Origin of the sequence: Alteromonas sp. NFXS44, assembly GCF_040148705.1 — a bacterium.
Classification (GTDB): domain Bacteria; phylum Pseudomonadota; class Gammaproteobacteria; order Enterobacterales; family Alteromonadaceae; genus Alteromonas.
Genome location: NZ_JAGDEA010000008.1, coordinates 313023 through 331235 on the forward strand (window position 1 = coordinate 313023; position 18213 = coordinate 331235).

The 18213-nt window shown below is 51.0% G+C and carries 12 protein-coding genes; 5 read left to right on the top strand and 7 right to left on the bottom strand.

Features of this window, described 5'->3' with window-relative positions:
- Position 1 precedes the first annotated feature (1 nt).
- The 6 genes from J3369_RS12440 to J3369_RS12465 all read right to left on the bottom strand — a co-directional run bounded on the left by J3369_RS12440 (position 2) and on the right by J3369_RS12465 (position 8246).
- On the bottom strand, positions 2-3127 hold the full coding sequence (locus J3369_RS12440) for an efflux RND transporter permease subunit (RefSeq protein WP_349587281.1): 3126 nt from the start codon (positions 3125-3127) through the stop codon (positions 2-4).
- Positions 3128-3136: 9 nt separating this feature from the next.
- Positions 3137-4399: an efflux RND transporter periplasmic adaptor subunit gene (locus J3369_RS12445; RefSeq protein ID WP_303574061.1), complete on the bottom strand. Its 1263-nt coding sequence runs from the start codon at positions 4397-4399 to the stop codon at positions 3137-3139.
- Entirely contained in the window at positions 4399-5658 is a 1260-nt protein-coding gene (locus J3369_RS12450) for a TolC family protein (RefSeq protein WP_349587283.1), read from the bottom strand. Before J3369_RS12450 ends, J3369_RS12445 begins: the two co-directional genes overlap by 1 nt.
- Positions 5659-5738: 80 nt before the next feature.
- The gene (locus J3369_RS12455) at positions 5739-6083 is read right to left on the bottom strand and encodes a hypothetical protein (protein WP_349587285.1); all 345 of its coding nucleotides are present in this window, start codon (positions 6081-6083) and stop codon (positions 5739-5741) included.
- A gap of 46 nt (positions 6084-6129) precedes the next feature.
- Positions 6130-6975, bottom strand: a complete 846-nt coding sequence (locus J3369_RS12460) for a GNAT family N-acetyltransferase (RefSeq protein WP_349587287.1) — start codon at positions 6973-6975, stop codon at positions 6130-6132.
- A gap of 116 nt (positions 6976-7091) precedes the next feature.
- Positions 7092-8246 carry a M20 aminoacylase family protein gene (locus J3369_RS12465; protein WP_349587290.1) on the bottom strand — a complete coding sequence of 385 codons (1155 nt, stop codon included), beginning with the start codon at positions 8244-8246 and terminating at the stop codon, positions 7092-7094.
- Positions 8247-8426: 180 nt separating this feature from the next.
- Between J3369_RS12465 and J3369_RS12470 the strand changes: the two genes are divergently transcribed.
- The 3 genes from J3369_RS12470 (at position 8427) to J3369_RS12480 (ending at position 12486) form a co-directional block, all read left to right on the top strand.
- Positions 8427-9890, top strand: coding sequence for an aldehyde dehydrogenase family protein (locus J3369_RS12470; RefSeq protein WP_349587292.1), 1464 nt, complete (start codon positions 8427-8429; stop codon positions 9888-9890).
- Positions 9891-9925: 35 nt separating this feature from the next.
- The gene (locus tag J3369_RS12475) at positions 9926-11248 is read left to right on the top strand and encodes an NAD(P)/FAD-dependent oxidoreductase (protein ID WP_349587295.1); all 1323 of its coding nucleotides are present in this window, start codon (positions 9926-9928) and stop codon (positions 11246-11248) included.
- A gap of 152 nt (positions 11249-11400) precedes the next feature.
- The gene (locus J3369_RS12480) at positions 11401-12486 is read left to right on the top strand and encodes a mechanosensitive ion channel family protein (RefSeq protein WP_502877446.1); all 1086 of its coding nucleotides are present in this window, start codon (positions 11401-11403) and stop codon (positions 12484-12486) included.
- Position 12487: 1 nt separating this feature from the next.
- Here J3369_RS12480 and J3369_RS12485 read toward each other — a convergent pair whose 3' ends face one another.
- Positions 12488-13708 carry an MFS transporter gene (locus J3369_RS12485; RefSeq protein WP_349587301.1) on the bottom strand — a complete coding sequence of 407 codons (1221 nt, stop codon included), beginning with the start codon at positions 13706-13708 and terminating at the stop codon, positions 12488-12490.
- Between the two features lie 540 nt (positions 13709-14248).
- Between J3369_RS12485 and J3369_RS12490 the strand changes: the two genes are divergently transcribed.
- Together J3369_RS12490 and J3369_RS12495 are read left to right on the top strand one after the other, a co-directional pair.
- Positions 14249-16033, top strand: a complete 1785-nt coding sequence (locus J3369_RS12490; RefSeq protein WP_349587304.1) for a GGDEF domain-containing protein — start codon at positions 14249-14251, stop codon at positions 16031-16033.
- A gap of 114 nt (positions 16034-16147) precedes the next feature.
- On the top strand, positions 16148-18208 hold the full coding sequence (locus tag J3369_RS12495) for an amidohydrolase family protein (protein ID WP_349587306.1): 2061 nt from the start codon (positions 16148-16150) through the stop codon (positions 18206-18208).
- Positions 18209-18213 lie beyond the last annotated feature (5 nt).

Consider the following 18213-nt stretch of genomic DNA (forward strand, 5'->3'; position numbering starts at 1 on the left):
GTCAGGATTCAGCTTTATTTTCACGGATAAACCAGGGATAGAAAACAGGCAGAACCACCAGCGTTAACAATGTGCTGGTGATAAGACCACCAACAATCACTGAAGCCAGCGGTTTCTGAATTTCAGCGCCAATACCGTTTGACAGCAGCATGGGCACCAGACCCAGCGCCGATGTTGCTGCCGTCATAAGAACCGGTCGCAATCTGGAAGCTGCACCGGCCAGTACACTTTGGTTGAGATCTGTACCGCTCTGCCTGCGCTGATTGATACTCTCCACCATGACCACACCATTAAGCACTGCAACCCCGAACAATGTGATAAAGCCAACTGAACTCGGCACAGACAAATAATGTCCGCTGATAAACAATGAAAGCACGCCCCCCACAGCCGCCAGCGGCACGTTCAGCATAATAAGCAGCACCTGATCCACACGCTTAAACGCAAAGAACAGTAGCAGCGCAATGAGTACCAGTGACAACGGCACCACCACCGACAAACGCTGCATGGCCCGTTGCTGGTTTTCAAACTGACCACCAATCTGCACTGTGTATCCGGCGGGTAACATCACTTTGCTGTCGATCTGCTGGCTCATATCAGCAACCACGCTGCCCATGTCACGGCCCTCTACGTTGGCCTGAATAACCACCCGCCGCTGAACATCATCCCGGCGGATTTGAGGCGGGCCTGATTCAATTTCGATACTTGCCACATCTTTCAGGCGTACCCTCGCCCCCTGAGCGGATAACAGGCGTAATTCCTCCAGAGCGGGAATGTTGTCACGATAGGGGCCGGCAAACCGCACCATAATATCGTAGCGCTCGTTACCGTTAATGATCTGCCCTGCTTCCTGACCGCCTAGTCCCTGCTGTACAAGCCCCATCACATCAGCCACGTTAAGACCATACTGACTGAGCGCCCGCCTGTCGGGACGGATAACCAGCTGGGCTTCGCCGGATATTTGCTCTAATGCTACATCCCGTGTTCCGGCAACCTGCGCAACCACATCATTGATTTGTTGCCCGTACCTGGCCAGTTCAGCGAGATCCGGCCCGAACAACTTAATAGCAAGCTGCGCTTTTACGCCGGATAACAGTTCGTCCACACGGGTAGCAATGGGTTGAGAGAAGTTAAAGAGTAAGCCCGGATGAATTTCCAGCTTTTCTTCCATGTGTTTTTGTAAACCGGTACGGGTGTCCGCTGTTGTCCAGGTCGATTGCGGCGTCAAGCCGATATAGATTTCAATATTGTTTACCGGCTCCGGGTCACCACCAATTTCAGCCCTGCCTATTTTACTCACCGCATAAGTGACTTCCGGAAATTCCAGCAATAAGGCTTCCAGTTTCGGGGCAACGTCCAGTGCGGTTTGCAAACTGGCAGACGGCGCCAGCGTCACCCGCAGATTAATTGTCCCCTCTTCCAGCTCCGGTGCGAATTCGGTGCCCAGGCGTGGAATAATGAACGCAGTGATCACCAGCAAGCCCGCCATACCGGCAACGAGTAGTTTCCGTCGATGCATGGCTTTTTCAAGCAATGCTTTGTAGCGTAATTCCAGACTGTTCAGAACCCGGTTTTCCCGCACACGTACGGGTCTGAACGACAACACGTAAGTCGCCAGAACGGGTACAAAGATCAATGCCACAATGACCGCGCAAATCAGTGCCAGCATAATGGCTACGGCCATGGGCTGGAACAGCTTGGCTTCCACCCCTTCAAAGCTGAATAATGGGGTAAACACCACCAGAATGATCAAGGTCGCGAAGAATACAGGCCGGGCGACTTCCTTGGTGGCCATAACCACTGAATCCGCCATGGATTTTCCGGGCTGTTCACGCAGCCGTTGATAAAGGTTTTCAACTACCACCACCGAACCGTCTACCAGCATACCGATGGCCACGGCAATACCGCCCAGCGACATTAAGTTTGCTGAAATGCCCAGCAAACTCAGTACACTGAGTGCGAAAGCAATGGAAACCGGAATCGACAGCAACACCAGGAAAGTAGCGCGGGCGCTGAGCAAGAATAACGCCAGCACGACAACAATGAAGCAGAATGCCAGAATTAATGCCTGAACCACCGTGCTGACCGCCTGATGGATAAGATCAGCCTGATCGTAATAAGGCTCAAAGGTGACCCCTTCCGGCAAGGCCTTTTCGATGACGGGCAACCGCGCATTAATTGCATTGATTGTCGCGTTGGTGTTGGCTCCCATCCTTTTCAGCACAACGCCTGAAACCACTTCACCGCGATTGATTATCCGGCCGTTGCCCTCTTTGACTGACATGGTTACCGCACCCTGACGGATCTCGGCGCCCATTTCGACACTTGCCACATCACCAACGGTGACCAGCGCCTGCCCCTCGTTTTTCAGCGGGATCTGGCGCATGGCGGCCAGTGCGTCTTCGCCACTGCCCAGCCAGCCGGTCCCTCTGATAACAAGCTGTTCCGGGCCCCTGTCCAGATACCAGCCGCCGGCGTTATTGTTATTTTTCTCCAGTGCGTTAATCACGTCCTGTTGAGTAAGGTTGTAAGACAGCAGCCGGTTTGGATACACGTTTACCTGGTATTGCCTCACTTCACCGCCGAAAGACAACACATCAGTGATCCCGTCAACCGGCATCAGCAACAGTTTCAGCAAGTAGTCGTTCAAACTGCGCAGTGCTTTACTGTCATAACCGGAGCCCGGCTCTGCAACCAGCAAATACTGATAGACCTGTCCTAACCCGGACGTATTCGGACCGATAACCGGTTCCCCCACACCTTCCGGAATCATTTGTGCCGCCAGTTGCAGGCGTTCAAACACCAGTTGTCTGGCAAAATAAATATCGGTGCCTTCTTTAAATACCACCGTAATACCGGACAAACCGGTTTTAGAAATGGACCGTACCTCTTCCACATCGGGCAACGCATACATCACGGCCTCAACCGGATACGTAATGAGTTGCTCAACCTCTTCCGCAGCGAGGCCGGGCGCTTCAGTATTAATTGCCACCTGAACATTGGTGACGTCCGGAAACGCATCAAGGTTTAATTGCGGAACCATGGTGGCGGCAAATCCGCACAGTGCAATGAGCGCAAGTAAAAACAGTGTGCGCAGACGCACCACATTATCAATCATGTTACTAAACACGGCGCTCTCCTAGTGATTATGCGGGTCAAAACCGCCTTTAGCGATTTCAGATGCCACAAAGAATGCGCCGGATGACACATAGGTAACACCGGGCTCAACACCGGAAATTTGCTGAAACTCGCCGAATCTTTTACCTAATGTGACGGTTTGTGCCTGCAACGTGCCGTCCTCACCGGTAACAAATATTTGCCACTCACCGTCTGCATCACGCATCAGCGCAGACTCAGGTACAGCGAGAACGTTTTCAGCAAAGGGTGACTGAAAATAGATATCGGCAAACATGCCGGCATGAAATTGATGGCGCAGGTTATTCAGATCCATCCTTACCACCCGTGTGCGGCTTTGCGGATCGATGGTATGCGCTTCCTGAGTGATAGTAGCAATGGCCCGCAGTCCGCCGGCCATGACCACCGCTTCCGTGCCTACTTTCAACGGCAGATCGTTGTGCGCAGGCAGCCGCGCTTCAACCCATAATCTTGCTTCATCTGAAATCAGCATCAGTGGCTGGCCGGCTTCGATACGCTGGCCCTGATTAAATTCGTCCTGCATCACCACACCGTCAGACAACGCTGAGAGCGTATATTCACCCAGCGGATAGTCGTCCTGTCCGGCAATGGCATCAATGATATCGTTACGCAGGCCAAATGCTTTCAAACGGCGGCTTGCCGCATTGAACTGCGTCCGCGCACTGACAAAGCGCTTCTCTCCCACCGCCTGCTGACCAAGCTGCTTTACCCGGAACCATTCGGTCGCCGCCTGTTGCAGTGCACTCTGGGCGGTTACCATCTCTTCACTGAACAGGCCCACCAGAGGCTGACCCGCTTTCACGTGCTCACCTAACGCAGCGTACCGCGTGGTAACCACTGAGCTTACCCGTGGCGACACGATGTAACTTTGATAACCGTTGGCTTTAATTTCTCCCGGCGCATAGGCAGAAGCACTTAACGTCTGCAGGTTTAACGTATCTAAACGGATCCCTGCCATTTGCCGTTGAGCCTCAGACAAAACAACTGCTGCTGACTCGCCATGCTCATCATGATGGTCTTCATCGTGCCCGTCTTCGTCATGACCATCTTCTTCATGAGCAGCGTGCCCATCTTCTTCATCATGCTTTTCAGCCTGATGCTCCCGCGCTTCTTCGTGAGAATGTTCTTCAGCGTGGCTGTGCTCCTGCGCCGTCGCGGTGAAAGAGAAAAGTATGACTGACAGAGAAAATACCGTGCGACGCAGCGATAAGCCCGTACAGCGGAATAAGTGACTTAATGTAATCATTATCGTGTTCCTTCTGCGCCCGGTTTATGTGCCGGCATTGCGGTAAGTAAAGAGGGTAATTTTGCAGTGACCTGCAACCAGGTGAGATGACTTTCTTTAAAAGCGGTTTCCAGCACCAGCGCGGCCCGTTTTCCCTGACGTAACTGCGTGATCTGATTCTGATAAGCCGCCATGCTTAAATCTCCCTGCGCATAACGGGATTGCAACACGCTGAATTGCTGATCAAGCTGACCCGCTGACAGCTGCTGCCAGCGCTGAAAACGCTGACGGTGCTGAAGTGCATTCCGGTACGCCAGAGACACGGCACTTTTTTGCGCCTGCAAGGTGTTTTTAAACATCAGCTCAGCCGACAGCGCCTGCTCATTCGCGGCGGCATTCGCATCACTGAAATCATTACGCCACTGCAGGGGCACAGACACATTCAGTGAAACCAGTCCTTCACCGGCTTGTTTGCCGGCGCCAAGACCAATAACCGGAACGGGCTTATTTCCCTGACGTTCGTTCGCGGCCAGTTGCTTCGCCACCAGCCAGCTGAACCGGGCAACCTGTGATTGCGGCAGAGCCATAATGTCACTTCCCGGCAGCAACGCCGGCTCATCTTGCCAGACAGCATCAGGAATGGCGGGAAAACCCATGTCCCTCACACCCAGTTGTTCCAGTGTTTGCTCTGCCTGCAACACCGCAAAGCTGGCTTCACCTTCCCACACCAGGCTGTCAGCCAGAATCGCCTTCGCAATGGCAACATCGGTTTGTGCAATCTCACCCGCAGCCAGTTGCCGCTCAGACAAAGACAACATGGCATAATCACGGCTCACCTGCTCCGATGCCAGCGCCAGCGCTTTGCGCGCCAGATAGCCGTTAAGCTGTGCATCAACCAGCCGGGCAAGCAACTGATTTGTCAAAGCGGAAAGCTCAGCCTCTGCGAGTAAAAACTGCGCCTCTGCTACATCAGTACGGGTTTGTTTTACATCCCACCAGTCAATCTGCGAGGACAGTCCGATTTGATAGTTGGTTTCTTCCCCTTCCCGCCCCACACTGGTTTGCAGTTCAGGGTTAAAAAGAGGCCGGGATGCGGCTTTACGCCCGTACCGGTTCGCTGACACCGCACGCTGTTGCGCCTGTAACTGCGGGTTTTCGTTGATGGTGCCCAGGGTCATACTGGCCCAGTCTGCAGATCCAGTGGCAGACGCGGACGGATAAACAATCATGAATGCACAGGCTGCGATAGCACGCGCAGCCGTAGTGACACGTTTTTGCATAGTTTTTCTCTTAATTCTGTGATTAACGGTGTCTGTTGACATCAACAGAGCTGTAAACAGGCGCTGTGATTGCGCCGGAATTAAGCAGAAATAGGAGGCCTTAACAGGTTGGAAAGGTAGCCGTCACCGGCTGAAGAAGGGTTGCCACGGGCCCGGTGTTTCATTGTATCTACATGCAATGATGATAACACCACGGGCAGGAAAACATGATGACCACCATGACAGTGGCAACAATGATGGCAGTCATACGCACCACCATCTTCATTAATATCAAAGGATTGAGAAAAACTCACATCATTGCCGGCATCGACGTCGTGACCATGCTCGAAAGTCAGGTGTTCAGTACCGGACTGATGGGCTTCGTGATTATCAAACGCCGACGCCATGCTCTGACAACAAAATGCCATAAGCAGAACGACTATCAACGATCTTAACCGGGTTGAAACCACACTGAGCCTTCTCATCAAATTTTTAGCCAAACGCCTGTGAGGCTAAAGCAAACACTTTACGGGAGCCGTCACCCTGTGACTTTTCACCTTTTTGCATTACGCACACATAATCGACTTGCTGAAGTCCTGCATCAATGAGCCAGGTTTTCACTGCTTCTGCACAGCCGGTTAAGTCGAAACGTACAAAGCCTTCTACGTTCTCAAGTAATGTGAGAATAAGGGCTTTTGCCACGTCTTCAGATGCCGCTACCACGGGTCCGATTGTCTGGCCACGACCACTGGTACGTAAAAAAGCAAAGCCTGTCAGAGCGTCACCATCTCTCGCTACCACACCCTGTGCCAGCGAGAAGAAACTTCCGAGCAGTTTACTGCGATCGCACTGATAAGCAAGGGCATCGAAAGAAAAAACATCTTGAATATCATTCTGTTGCATGGATGATATAACATCCGGCACATCGGGTTTCAGGGGTAACCCCGTTAATGTCCCCTGTACCTGAGTAACGTTATCTGTGACTGAAAATCCACACTGTTCGTACAGGCGCTTACCCGCTTCGGTTGCCACCAGCATTAATGTTCTGTCACCGGCCTTTGACATCACAGTGTTCATCAGCCGGCGGCCGAGACCTTGTCCCTGCATATGGTCCGGCACAACCACAAGACCCACGGTGGCGCAGTTGTCGTAATCCCACCACAGAATACATCCAACGATGTCATCATTCTCACCGGTTATTACACTGCCGTTACCGGTTTCATAATGCAATTGCCAGTCGATATCGCGGTGCGGCCACTTAACGGCCTGCGTAAATGATAAGCAAACCGGTAAATCCGTTGCCTGCATAGCTCTGACTGTGAATGGGGTTCCCGTCATAGTTACATCCTCTGCCTGATGGGGACAAACGCAAAAACTAAGTACCTGCGTTTTCAATCAACTTTCGTAAATGATAATACTTCTCAACAAGCATGTTATGTTGAAAACACTGCCTGTCACCGCAGATATTGCTCCGCCAGCGCGCAATGCAAAGAAACGCCGGTTGCCAGCACATCATCATTGAAGTCGAATTCAGGATGATGCAACGGAACATGCTTGTCAGCTTTACCCTGCCCTAACCAGATATATGCGCCTTCACAGGCTTGCAGCATGAAAGAAAAGTCTTCAGAAGTAAATGCAGCTTCCGGCGCTGCAAGGGCCTTACCTGTTGCACTGGCCGCCACCAGCGCATCTTCTGCTGCCTGCTGATGATTAATGGTTGCCGGGTAGTAGCGGTCATACTCAAGTTTAATGTCAGTACCGCTGGCCTTCGCTGTACCTTCTATGATTTGCAGCATCGCCTGTTCAATGGCGTTTTGTACCTCTGGATCAAACGTGCGTACGGTACCGGTAATACTGACTTTAGCCGGTAACACATTATGAGAATGCCCGCCCTCTATGCGGGTCACCGATACTACAGCCGTTGCTGTTGCAGGAATACGCCTGGCAACGATGGTGTTGAGCTGACTGACTAACTCACTGGCCGTAAGAATGGCATCAGGTGTCTGGTGAGGTAATGCGGCGTGGCCGCCTTTGCCTGATACCGTGATCTCAAATTTGTCTGCCGCCGCCATAATCGGGCCGGGGCGGGTAGCAATGGTGCCTGCGGGTAAATCCGGCCAGTTATGCAAAGCGTACACCCTGTCGCAGGGGAAACGTTCAAACAGCCCGTCTTTAATCATGGCTCTGGCACCGGCCTTGCCTTCTTCCGCAGGCTGAAAAATAAACCGGACAGTGCCGTCAAAATTGCCGGCGCGGCTGAGCTGCTGTGCCGCCCCGAGCAACATGGCGGTGTGTCCGTCATGGCCGCAACCGTGGAATACACCGTCGTGGCAACTCGCATAAGGTAAACCGGTATTTTCCTGAATTGGCAGTGCATCCATATCGGCGCGCAAACCCAACGTTTTCTTTCCGTCGCCTTTTGTCAGAGTCGCCACAATACCTGTTCCGCCGATATCTGTCGTCACGTCTAAACCCAGCGCGCGTAAAGCCTCAGCCACTTTTTCAGCGGTGCGGTACTCTTTATAAGCCAGTTCAGGATGCTGATGAATATCCCGTCTGAAAGTGACTAACGACGGTATCAAATCATCGATGGAATTGCTGGTGCCCATGGGTTACTCCACTGCGGTATACTTTGCTGTTTCACACAGTTTACCGTATCTCTTACAGCGCATTCGATGTGTTTAGTGAGTCTGCAGCAACATTTTTTGCTGTGACATAGTTATCTGCGGCAACCTATGCTTTTGTAAAACAGGTAGACTTTTCATCATCAGTATTCAGCCGGATTTCTTATGCAAGTGGCAACCTCCTCTCTTATTCAGGATTTACCTGTTTCACAAAGCTACATCAACGGAGCCTGGGTCGACACACAAGGCACAGCCTGTGTTGATGTTATCAACCCGTCTGATGAATCAGTGTTAACGTCTGTCCGGATGGGTAGTCAGCAGGATGTCGACAGCGCCGTCGCCGCAGCGCGGGCCGCCTTTGAGAGCTGGTCTGAAACAACCGCTGAACAACGCCTTGCTCTGCTGGACGGGCTGTTAGCACAATTTGATATGATGGCAGAATCTTTTGCCAGATTGATTTCTGCGGAAATGGGTGCCCCGCTCACCTATGCGCGGACTGCTCAGGTGCCTCTGGCCAAAGCCCATATTCAGACAGCGAGGGATAATTTACAGCGCTACCCGTTCACACAGTTACGCGGCACCACAGCCATCGTCAAAGAGCCCATTGGGGTAGCTGCACTTATCACGCCCTGGAACTGGCCGTTGTATCAAATTACTGCCAAAGTCGCCCCGGCGCTGGCTGCCGGTTGTACCGTGGTGTTAAAGCCCAGTGAACTGTCTCCTTTAAGCGCCCTTGCTTTTGCACAGGCGGTTCATGAAGCAGGGTTTCCGGCCGGGGTGTTTAATTTAGTGAATGGTGATGGTGCTGTGGTGGGTACAGCCCTGTCTGAACATAATGATGTGGACATGATTTCTATCACCGGCTCAACCCGTGCTGGCATTCTGGTGGCGCAAGCCGCGGCGAAAACAGTAAAACGTGTCGCACAGGAACTGGGCGGTAAGTCACCGAACCTGCTGTTACCCGATGCGGATTTTAATACTGCAGTAACAGCTGGTATTGCAGCTGGCATGCGAAACTGCGGACAGTCCTGCAGCGCACCAACCCGCATGCTGGTTCCCCGTGAACGCCTTGAGGAAGTAGAAGCATTAGCGGTTACTGCGGTGAACGGGTTTATTCTGGATGTGGCAGACAATGAGCATGCGACCCACGGCCCCCTTGCCAATAAAGCGCAGTTTGACCGGGTGCAGACAATGATTCAAAAAGGGTTAGACGAAGGAGCACGTTGCATTGTTGGCGGCACCGGAAAACCTGACCATTTGCCAACAGGCTATTTTGCCAGACCGACAGTATTCAGTGATGTCACCACCAACATGGCCGTTGCGCAGGAAGAAATTTTTGGTCCGGTGATTTGCTTAATCCCCTACGATTCACTGGAAGAAGCCGTTTTAATCGCAAACGACACCGTTTACGGGCTGGGCGCACATGTACAGTCACAGGATCTGACACTGGCCCGTAAGGTCGCAAGAAAAATCCGCAGCGGTCAGGTACATATCAACTATCCGGCCTGGGACCCGCAAGCACCTTTTGGTGGATACAAACAATCCGGTACAGGCCGTGAATACGGCATGGAAGGGTTAGAAGAATATCTGGAAACCAAAGCCATCGTCGGCTACGCACAACCCGAATAAAGTTATCACGTTAACCTGATAAAATTGGAAAAAGCATGTCTCCACAGTTAAAGCACATTGCCAGCGATGACACCTTACCTTCACACGCCGATGTGGTGATCATCGGTGGCGGTATTATTGGTTCGTCAGCCGCCTATTTTCTGGCTAAACAAGGCTACCGCGTTGCGCTGGTAGAAAAGGGACGGGTTGGCGCAGAACAATCCAGCCGTAACTGGGGCTGGTGCCGCCAGCAAAACCGTGATGCCCGGGAGTTGCCCACATCAGGTCTTTCCATGCGCCTGTGGGACGAAATGTCCCGTGATATTGGTGAAGACCTTGGTTTCAGGCGTTGCGGTTTGATGTATGCCACTGACGATCCTCAGCAACTGGCTGAATGGGATGCCTGGCGTGAAACGGCAAAGCAGTTTGATGTGAACACCCGTATGCTGAGTGCAGCAGAAGCCAATGAAAAAATGCCGGCCAATGGCAGAAGCTGGCTGGGCGGCGTGCATTCTGTTGACGACGGCAAAGGTGAGCCTGCCCTTGCTGCCCCCATGATAGCGGAAGGTGCACGGGCACTCGGTGCCACCATTCATCAGCATTGTGCAGCGCGTGGTTTAGATATCACCAGCGGTAAAGTGAGCGGTGTCATCACCGAAAAAGGTACCATTCAAACTCAGCGGGTACTGTGTGCTGCCGGTGCATGGGCTTCCATGTTCTGTCGTCATCACGGCATTATCTTTCCCCAGGCCAGTGTGAGACAAACCGCGTTCCGTTCCAAACCCATTAAGAACATCGGTGAAGCTATTTACACGTCCGGCGTGGCGTTAACCCGTCGCCTGGACGGCACGTACACCGTCGCGCTCAGCGGCACGGCACTGCTTGAATTTACTCCTCAGGGCATACGTTTTGCCAAACCCTTTATGCCCATGTTTATTAAGCGTTTAAAAGCGGTTCAGGCCGGGATCGGCAGTTCGTTTTTCTCCGGCCCTGAAGCAATTAACCGTTGGAAAAACTCGCAGATGTCTCCCATGGAAAAACACCGGATTCTGGACCCGGCACCCGTTAAAAGTAATCTGGAAAAGACCTTACATGCGGTCAGAACCATTTTTCCTGAACTGGCAGATATGGAAATCGGCGAAAGTTGGGGTGGTTATGTAGACTGCACACCGGATGCCATTCCGGTGATGTCTGAAGTAGATGGCCTGGAAGGTTTTTATCTCGCAGCAGGCTGTTCAGGGCATGGTTTCGGCCTCGGGCCCGGACTGGCGAAAGTTGCCGCCGATTTGGTAGTGAACAATACCCCTGAGGTAGATGCTACCGCATATCGTTTATCACGGTTAACTGACGGCTCCAAAATTGAAGTAGGTGCGATTTAGCCGCCCGTAGACGGGCATGACTTACCGGACTTATCAGAGAATGGTGCAGCTTTTGCACCGTTTACCGGCAAAAGCAGTAAACAAACCTGTTCTGCAATTGCCGGAAGTCCTCCGTTATGACGATACCTGCATTTTTTAAGACCCAGGAAGCAATGACCCTGGGCGCACTGTTGTGTGTCATTGCACTACTTTTCATCGCCAAACGCATTATCCTGGTGCGGCTAACCCGAAAAGCCCGCTCTCAGGACAGCTCCATGGCAGGCATTTACCGCATTCTTGTGCTGTCTCTGGATGCGCCTCTTACCCTGTTTATCTTCCTTGTTATTATTGTACTCGGCCGGTTTCTGCTCATTTGGCCTGGTATCATAGACAAAGACATTGCAGCCATTGTGGATCACGTGGTGAAGGCCGGTCTGATCCTCACGTTGTTTCTGTTTTTTGAGCGCTTTTTTACCTATTCGTTACGGCGGTATCAGAATCAGTCCACGCTGGTTAAAAATACCAGCGGCATTGCCGGCGGCGCCATCCGCGCCATACTCGCGTCACTGGCCCTGCTGATAATTTTAAGCACTATGGGCGTGTCTATTACTCCGGTCATTGCGTCACTGGGGATCACTTCTCTGGCAGTGGCTCTGGCCCTTCAGCCTACCCTGGAAAACTTCTTCTCCGGCTTGCAACTGGTCGTGGATAAACCCATCCGCATCGGTGACTTTATTGAGCTGGATTCAGGTGAACAGGGCTTTGTGGAAAAAATTGGCTGGCGTTCCACCTGGGTGCGCATGCTGCCAAATAACATTGTGATCATGCCAAACAGCAAACTGTCGAATTCAAAACTGATTAACTATTACTATCCCGAGCGGGAATTGTCAGTGCCCGTGGAAGTGGGCGTACACTATAATTCTGACCTGGATAAGGTGGAAGATATTTGTCTGGAGGTAGCGAAGTACACGTTAAAACACCACGAATACGGCGTAGAAACCTACGAGCCGTTTGTACTATTTCACACCTTTGATAATTCCAGTATTAACCTGACAGTGATGCTCAGAACAAAGGAATACTTTAACCGCTTCTTTATCAAAAGTGCATTCATCAAGATGCTGAAAAAGCGCTTTGATGAAGAAGGCATTGTAATCCCCTTTCCTATTACAGCCCTTAATGTGGATCAGGAGAATGCGGCAGCAATACTGGCTGCAGCGAAATCTCCGGAGGCAACAATACCACCGGAGAAATCATCATAAATCAACCGCAGCTTGGATTGGGGTTGGTACAAACAGGCCGGGGTTGCTGTTTCTGACGCATTTGCATATAGCTCAGTGCCCACATTACCAGGCCGCCCAGGAACAATAAGGCAGAAGCATAGCCAGTTTCATTGAAGGTAGCGCCCGTAGCCAGCAGAGTACCGCCGATCATGGGGCCGATGGCGTTGGCCGTGTTAAATGCGCACTGTACCAGTGCACCAATCATGGCATGACCGGTTGGGGATACATCCAGCAACATGGACTGAATAACCGCCGCCAGGCCCACACTGGCACCGAGGCAAAATACGGTCACATATAACCAGTAAATGTTTGACGCCGCGAAAACATACATCACAGCAATCCCCACGCTGCAAAGCAGTGCGATGCCAGTGGTAGCAATGGGCGATTTGTCTGCAAGCCGTCCGCACACCCAGTTGCCGATAGTCGTACCGATACCGAACATCATCATGGCAATAGAAATGGTCACTTCAGGGGCTTCAGTTACATTAATAATCGTGTCTGCCAGATACGTGTAAATGCAGAATACGCCGCCGAAACCCACGAAGATAATGCCGGAAATTGACCATACTAATTTGTTCTTCAGCACGCCGAATTCTTCGCGTAACCGGGTTGGAGTTTTCACCGGACTGCCTGGCACAATAAAATAAATCAATACTGCAGTAATAAGGGCCAGTACAGCAACAATGCCCATACAAACCCGCCAGCTCATGGCCTGCCCCACCAGAGTAGCCATGGGTACACCCACAATCGTTGCAATGGTAAGGCCCATAAACACTTTAGACATGAAGCTGGCACGCTTGCCTTTTGGTGCCATGTCTGAGGCTACCAGTAATGCTGTACCAAAATACGCACCATGAGGTAAACCACTGAGTACGCGGTAGAACACCATTTCCGGTAAGGACGTTGCAATAGCACTAAGGCCGTTTGCCACAAACATCATCATCACGAATAAAATCAGCGATGTACGCCGGTTAGTTTTGTTTGTCAGCAACATGAAAAGCGGTGCACCGATCACCACGCCGATGGCGTAACCACTTATCACATTACCGGCCATCGACGGCGTTACGTCAAAAGAAGCTGCAATCAGCGGCAACATTGACATAGACGCAAATTCAGTCAGGCCGAGGGTAAACGTTCCCAGCGCCATAATAAGAATTGGCCAGAAATGAGACGTCTGCGATGTCCCGTTATTAAATGACATAGATACCTTCTATCTGGATAGTGTGTAAATAAAGCCGGCAAAGCCACTGCCTGTCATCGCTTTACATCGCTGATGATTTAGCAAGTCTTCCTACCGGATATAGAATGTGAAATACAGGTGTAAGGTGTATCTGCGATAATTCGGTTAAAACAGAATGTAGCCGGACTTCGCAGTATGATGTTTTAATGTTGATATTGTTCAGTGTTCAGGCCGATCCATCGGAACGACGTTATTATACCGCATGGTGATGGCTGTTGAACAACGTTGTTTGTCATACTATTTTGTTGATTCATCACTGCAACATGCGCTTTTTTCAATATAAATATAGATTACTAACAGCAACTTAAAAACTTTTACGAATAATTGATTTTCCTCTGTGCGGCGTTGTTCATAATGGTTATTATTACCTGCACATAGCGGATAAAAAATTGACATTTTTCCGTCTCTGGCTCGCTCAGGATGAACAGCACGGACGGAACTGCTTGCCGGCATCGCTTCTTTATAAAGCCGGTTTGATTAAAAAAAGAAAAAATAAATACCATGTACAGTAAATTACGCGCTCTGATGACAGCGCTCACGTTATTCGTGCTCTCCGTAATGCCGGCCTCTGCGGCAAACACAGTCGATGATGTCATCAATAAAGTACGGGCGCCGGCTTATGATTGCCCGGACTCTGCCCTGTTTGATGAACTGGAAACCACACTGAGTGATGAGTCTATAACCGCTGAGCAGCGTTTTTCCCTGCTCAGCGCGAAGGGCCAGTTTCTGATCTGCAGAGGCGATTACGAAAGTGCACTGACCATGCTCAAATCCCTGATCGCGCAGGAAGATGTGGATGACACCTCGTACGCTTACGTTTCAGCCATCAACCAAATTGGCTTTATCTACGATGCGCAGGAAAGTCCTGAACGTTGTCAGTATTACCGTCAGGCCAGATCACTGTCTTCACCGGAACGCCACAGCGATATTTTCACCTTCGCTTCATTATCAATCATTACCTATTGCTCAGAATCGTCTACAACCGGAGAGCGTCTTGGTAAGATGTTTACGGTACTGGAGCAGAATGCCGCATCAGGAAACCCCGGCGTACTGGCCCATATCCACAACGCCATCGGGCTGCTCTACGGCAGCCTGGGGCAACATGCTCTGGCGGCAGAGCAATACATCAAAGCTCATGAAATGGGCCTGAAGGTTTATGAAGGCAGCAATAAACTCAGTATTCTCATCAGTGCCATTGTGTCGCTGATAAGCAGCGGGCAAACCGAAGAAGCGTACCGGCGGATCATGGAATACGGCGCACTGAACCGTGAAATTAACACTCCGCTGACTAACTACCACTACCATTACGCCCTGTCGTATTACTATCGTAAAACCCGGGATTTTGACCAGCTTGCAGCCACGTTGCCGGATTTCAAAACGGCGATTTCAGCCGTTTCCAGTTCATTCGGCCTGCTGATGTACAATTGGCACGAAACGGAAGTCTGTTTGTACCATCATGATTTAACCTGTGTGCAGAATTACATAGACAGCTTTAACAAAGGTGATAATTACATTCCGCCCAGATTCAGAACCAATCTGGATTATCTGAGCTTCAACCTTGCCATGTATCTGGCACTGGGCGACATAGAAAAAGCCCGTATTGCCAATGAAGTGTTTGCCGCTGAAGCTGAAAATAAACGCATTCAACAGCAAAACTCAGCAAATATTCTGAGCGCGGCAAATTTGTACAACCGGATTTACGACCTGGAGGGCGAAATTATTGAAGCGAAACAGGAGCGCAAACAAATTCTCGCCATAGTGACCGGTATTTTCCTTATCACTGCTGCGCTGGCAGCCTATGTGCTGCGTAAGAAGTTCCTTGCTTCTAAAGCCATCGACCCGGTCACCCAGTTGTTAAATGCCGATACCGCCATCAGCCGCATAAACAGACTGAATGCCCCCGGTAAAAACCGCGCCATTGCCATCGCTATTTTTGATATCAGTAACCTCCGGGAAATCATCCGGCTGCTGGGCTCTACCAAAGCGGACAGTGTGCTGAGAAAACTCGCACAAACATTACAGCTCACCACCCGGGGGAATGACATTCTTGGACGCTTCGGTACGGAGCAATTCATCATGTGCCTTCACAATATTGAAGAACGCAGCGCCCGTTCTTATTTTGAGCGGGTACAGACCGCGCTGGACAATACGCTGGACAGTGGCACAAAGACCGGCAACGTTGCCGTTGAGTCAAGTATGAGCGTGTTTGTCTCGCACGAAAAGATTACCGATTTAAGTGATATTCTGGATGAAATGGTCATGTCTATTGATATGGAGAACCGGTAACCTTCCCCGCCTGTAGTCTGAAGTTTGCGGGGTACAGCAGTGAAATAAGGTTAGTTTGCAGCGTTTTCCCTGTTAACCGTGACATACTGGTTAGAATAATAAAGGGAACATAACATGAAAAAACTGGCACTACTCACCTTCACGGCAGCACTGACTGCCTGCTCGGGTCCGGCTGAACAGACCGGATCAAGCAGTCAGACAACAACTCAGAAAACAACGACCACTCATTTTGATATGTACCTTGGCGGTACAGACGTGGGTGATATGGATATCACCCGTACCGGCAATAAAATAGACATTGATTACGGCTTCTCAAACAACGGCCGCGGGGCCAGCAGCACTGAAACCATAATTTTGTCTGACAACGACATTCCTCTTTCCTGGTCTGTTGAAGGTAAAACTGTGTTCGGGAACGCCACGCAGGAGAATTTCTCAGTCTCAGGTAACACCGCCACGTGGCAATCTAAAGCCGAATCCGGTGAGGCCGGATTTGACGGTGAACCTGTGTACATTGCACAGAACGGCAGCCCGTTCAGTGAGTATCTTTATGCCCTGCCGTTGCTGAATAACAATCTGACACAGTATCCCGCCCTTCCCTCCGGAAATATTACGCTCAGCAAAAAGCAGGATCTCACGCTCTCCGCCACCGGCGGTGAAATGAAAGCCACACTCTATGCCATTGGCGGGATTTCCATGAACCCGTCTTATTTCATCATTGATGAAAACAAAGCGTTAGTGGGGCTGGTCAGCCCGCGCACAGCGATAGTTAAACCGGAGATTGCCGGGGATGAAGCACGCCTGCGGGAATTAACCGCACAGCTTAATGCACAGCGCTATAAAGATATCGCCAGCCGTTATCTGCACGACTACGAAAAGCCGGTACGCATCAATAATGTCCGTATTTTTGAGCCACAAAGTCTTTCTCTCAGCGAACCGAAGTCTGTAGTGATCACCGGTAACACAATCACGGCAATCGAAGCAGTCAGTGCTGCACCGTCAGACGACGAAGTGACCATTGAAGGTAACGGCGGCACGCTGGTAGCCGGACTTTACGAAATGCACGGTCACATGAGTGATAACGATGCGCTGTTAAACGTGCTTGCCGGTGTTACTTCCGTGCGAGACATGGGCAACGAAGTCGATATTCTGCAGGGTATTACAGACAATATCGCCAATGGCATACTGGTAGGCCCGCGCATTGCTAAAAGCGGCTTTATTGAAGGTAAAAGTCCCTTCAGTAACTCCACCGGTGAACTGGCCGCCAGCGAAGACGAAGCCGTAGAACTGGTCCGCAAATATGCCGGAATGGATGATTATATTCAGATAAAAATCTACAGTTCGGTGAACCCGGAATGGGTGCCGGCCATGGCAAAAGAAGCACATGAAAACGGCCTTCGGGTTGCCGGACACATTCCGGCTTTCGCCAAAGCAGATGAAATGATTGCTGCCGGTTATAACGAGATCACCCATATTAACCAGTTAATGCTGGGCTGGGTGCTCGACAGAAAAGAAGATACCCGCACGTTATTCCGCATTACCGGCATGAAACGCTTTACAGATTTGGATCTGAACAGCGATCAGGTTAATCACACACTTACGCTGATGAAGGAAAATAACATCGCGCTGGATCCCACAACGGTGATCCACGAACATGCCATGACCTCCCGCAACGGTACGGTAAGCCCCGGTGTGGTGGACTACATTGATCACATGCCTCTCAGCAGTCAGCGTGCCGCAAAGGTCGCTATGCTGAATGTGGCGGATGAAGCTGAAGATAAAGCTTACAAAGACGCCTACGCGAAGATTGTAACCACTCTGAAGAAAATGCACGAAAACGGCATTCTTCTGGTGCCCGGTACGGATATGGGCGGCGCTTTCCGTCTGCACCGTGAGCTGGAGTTGTTTCAACAATTTGGTATGACACCGGCAGAAGCTTTGAAACGAGGCTCCCGGGACATGGCCGTATACATGGGTCATGATGACAAACTGGGCAGCATTGAAACGGGCAAGCTGGCTGACTTCTTCCTTATTCCAGGCAACCCGGTGAAAGATTTAAAAGCCATCAAAACCATCGCCATGGTCGTCGCTGACGGGCGTATTCTGTTCCCTGATGAAGTGTATCCTGAGTTTGGCATTACGCCGTTCACCACCCTGCCGGAAGTAAAAGGCGAATAACCCCG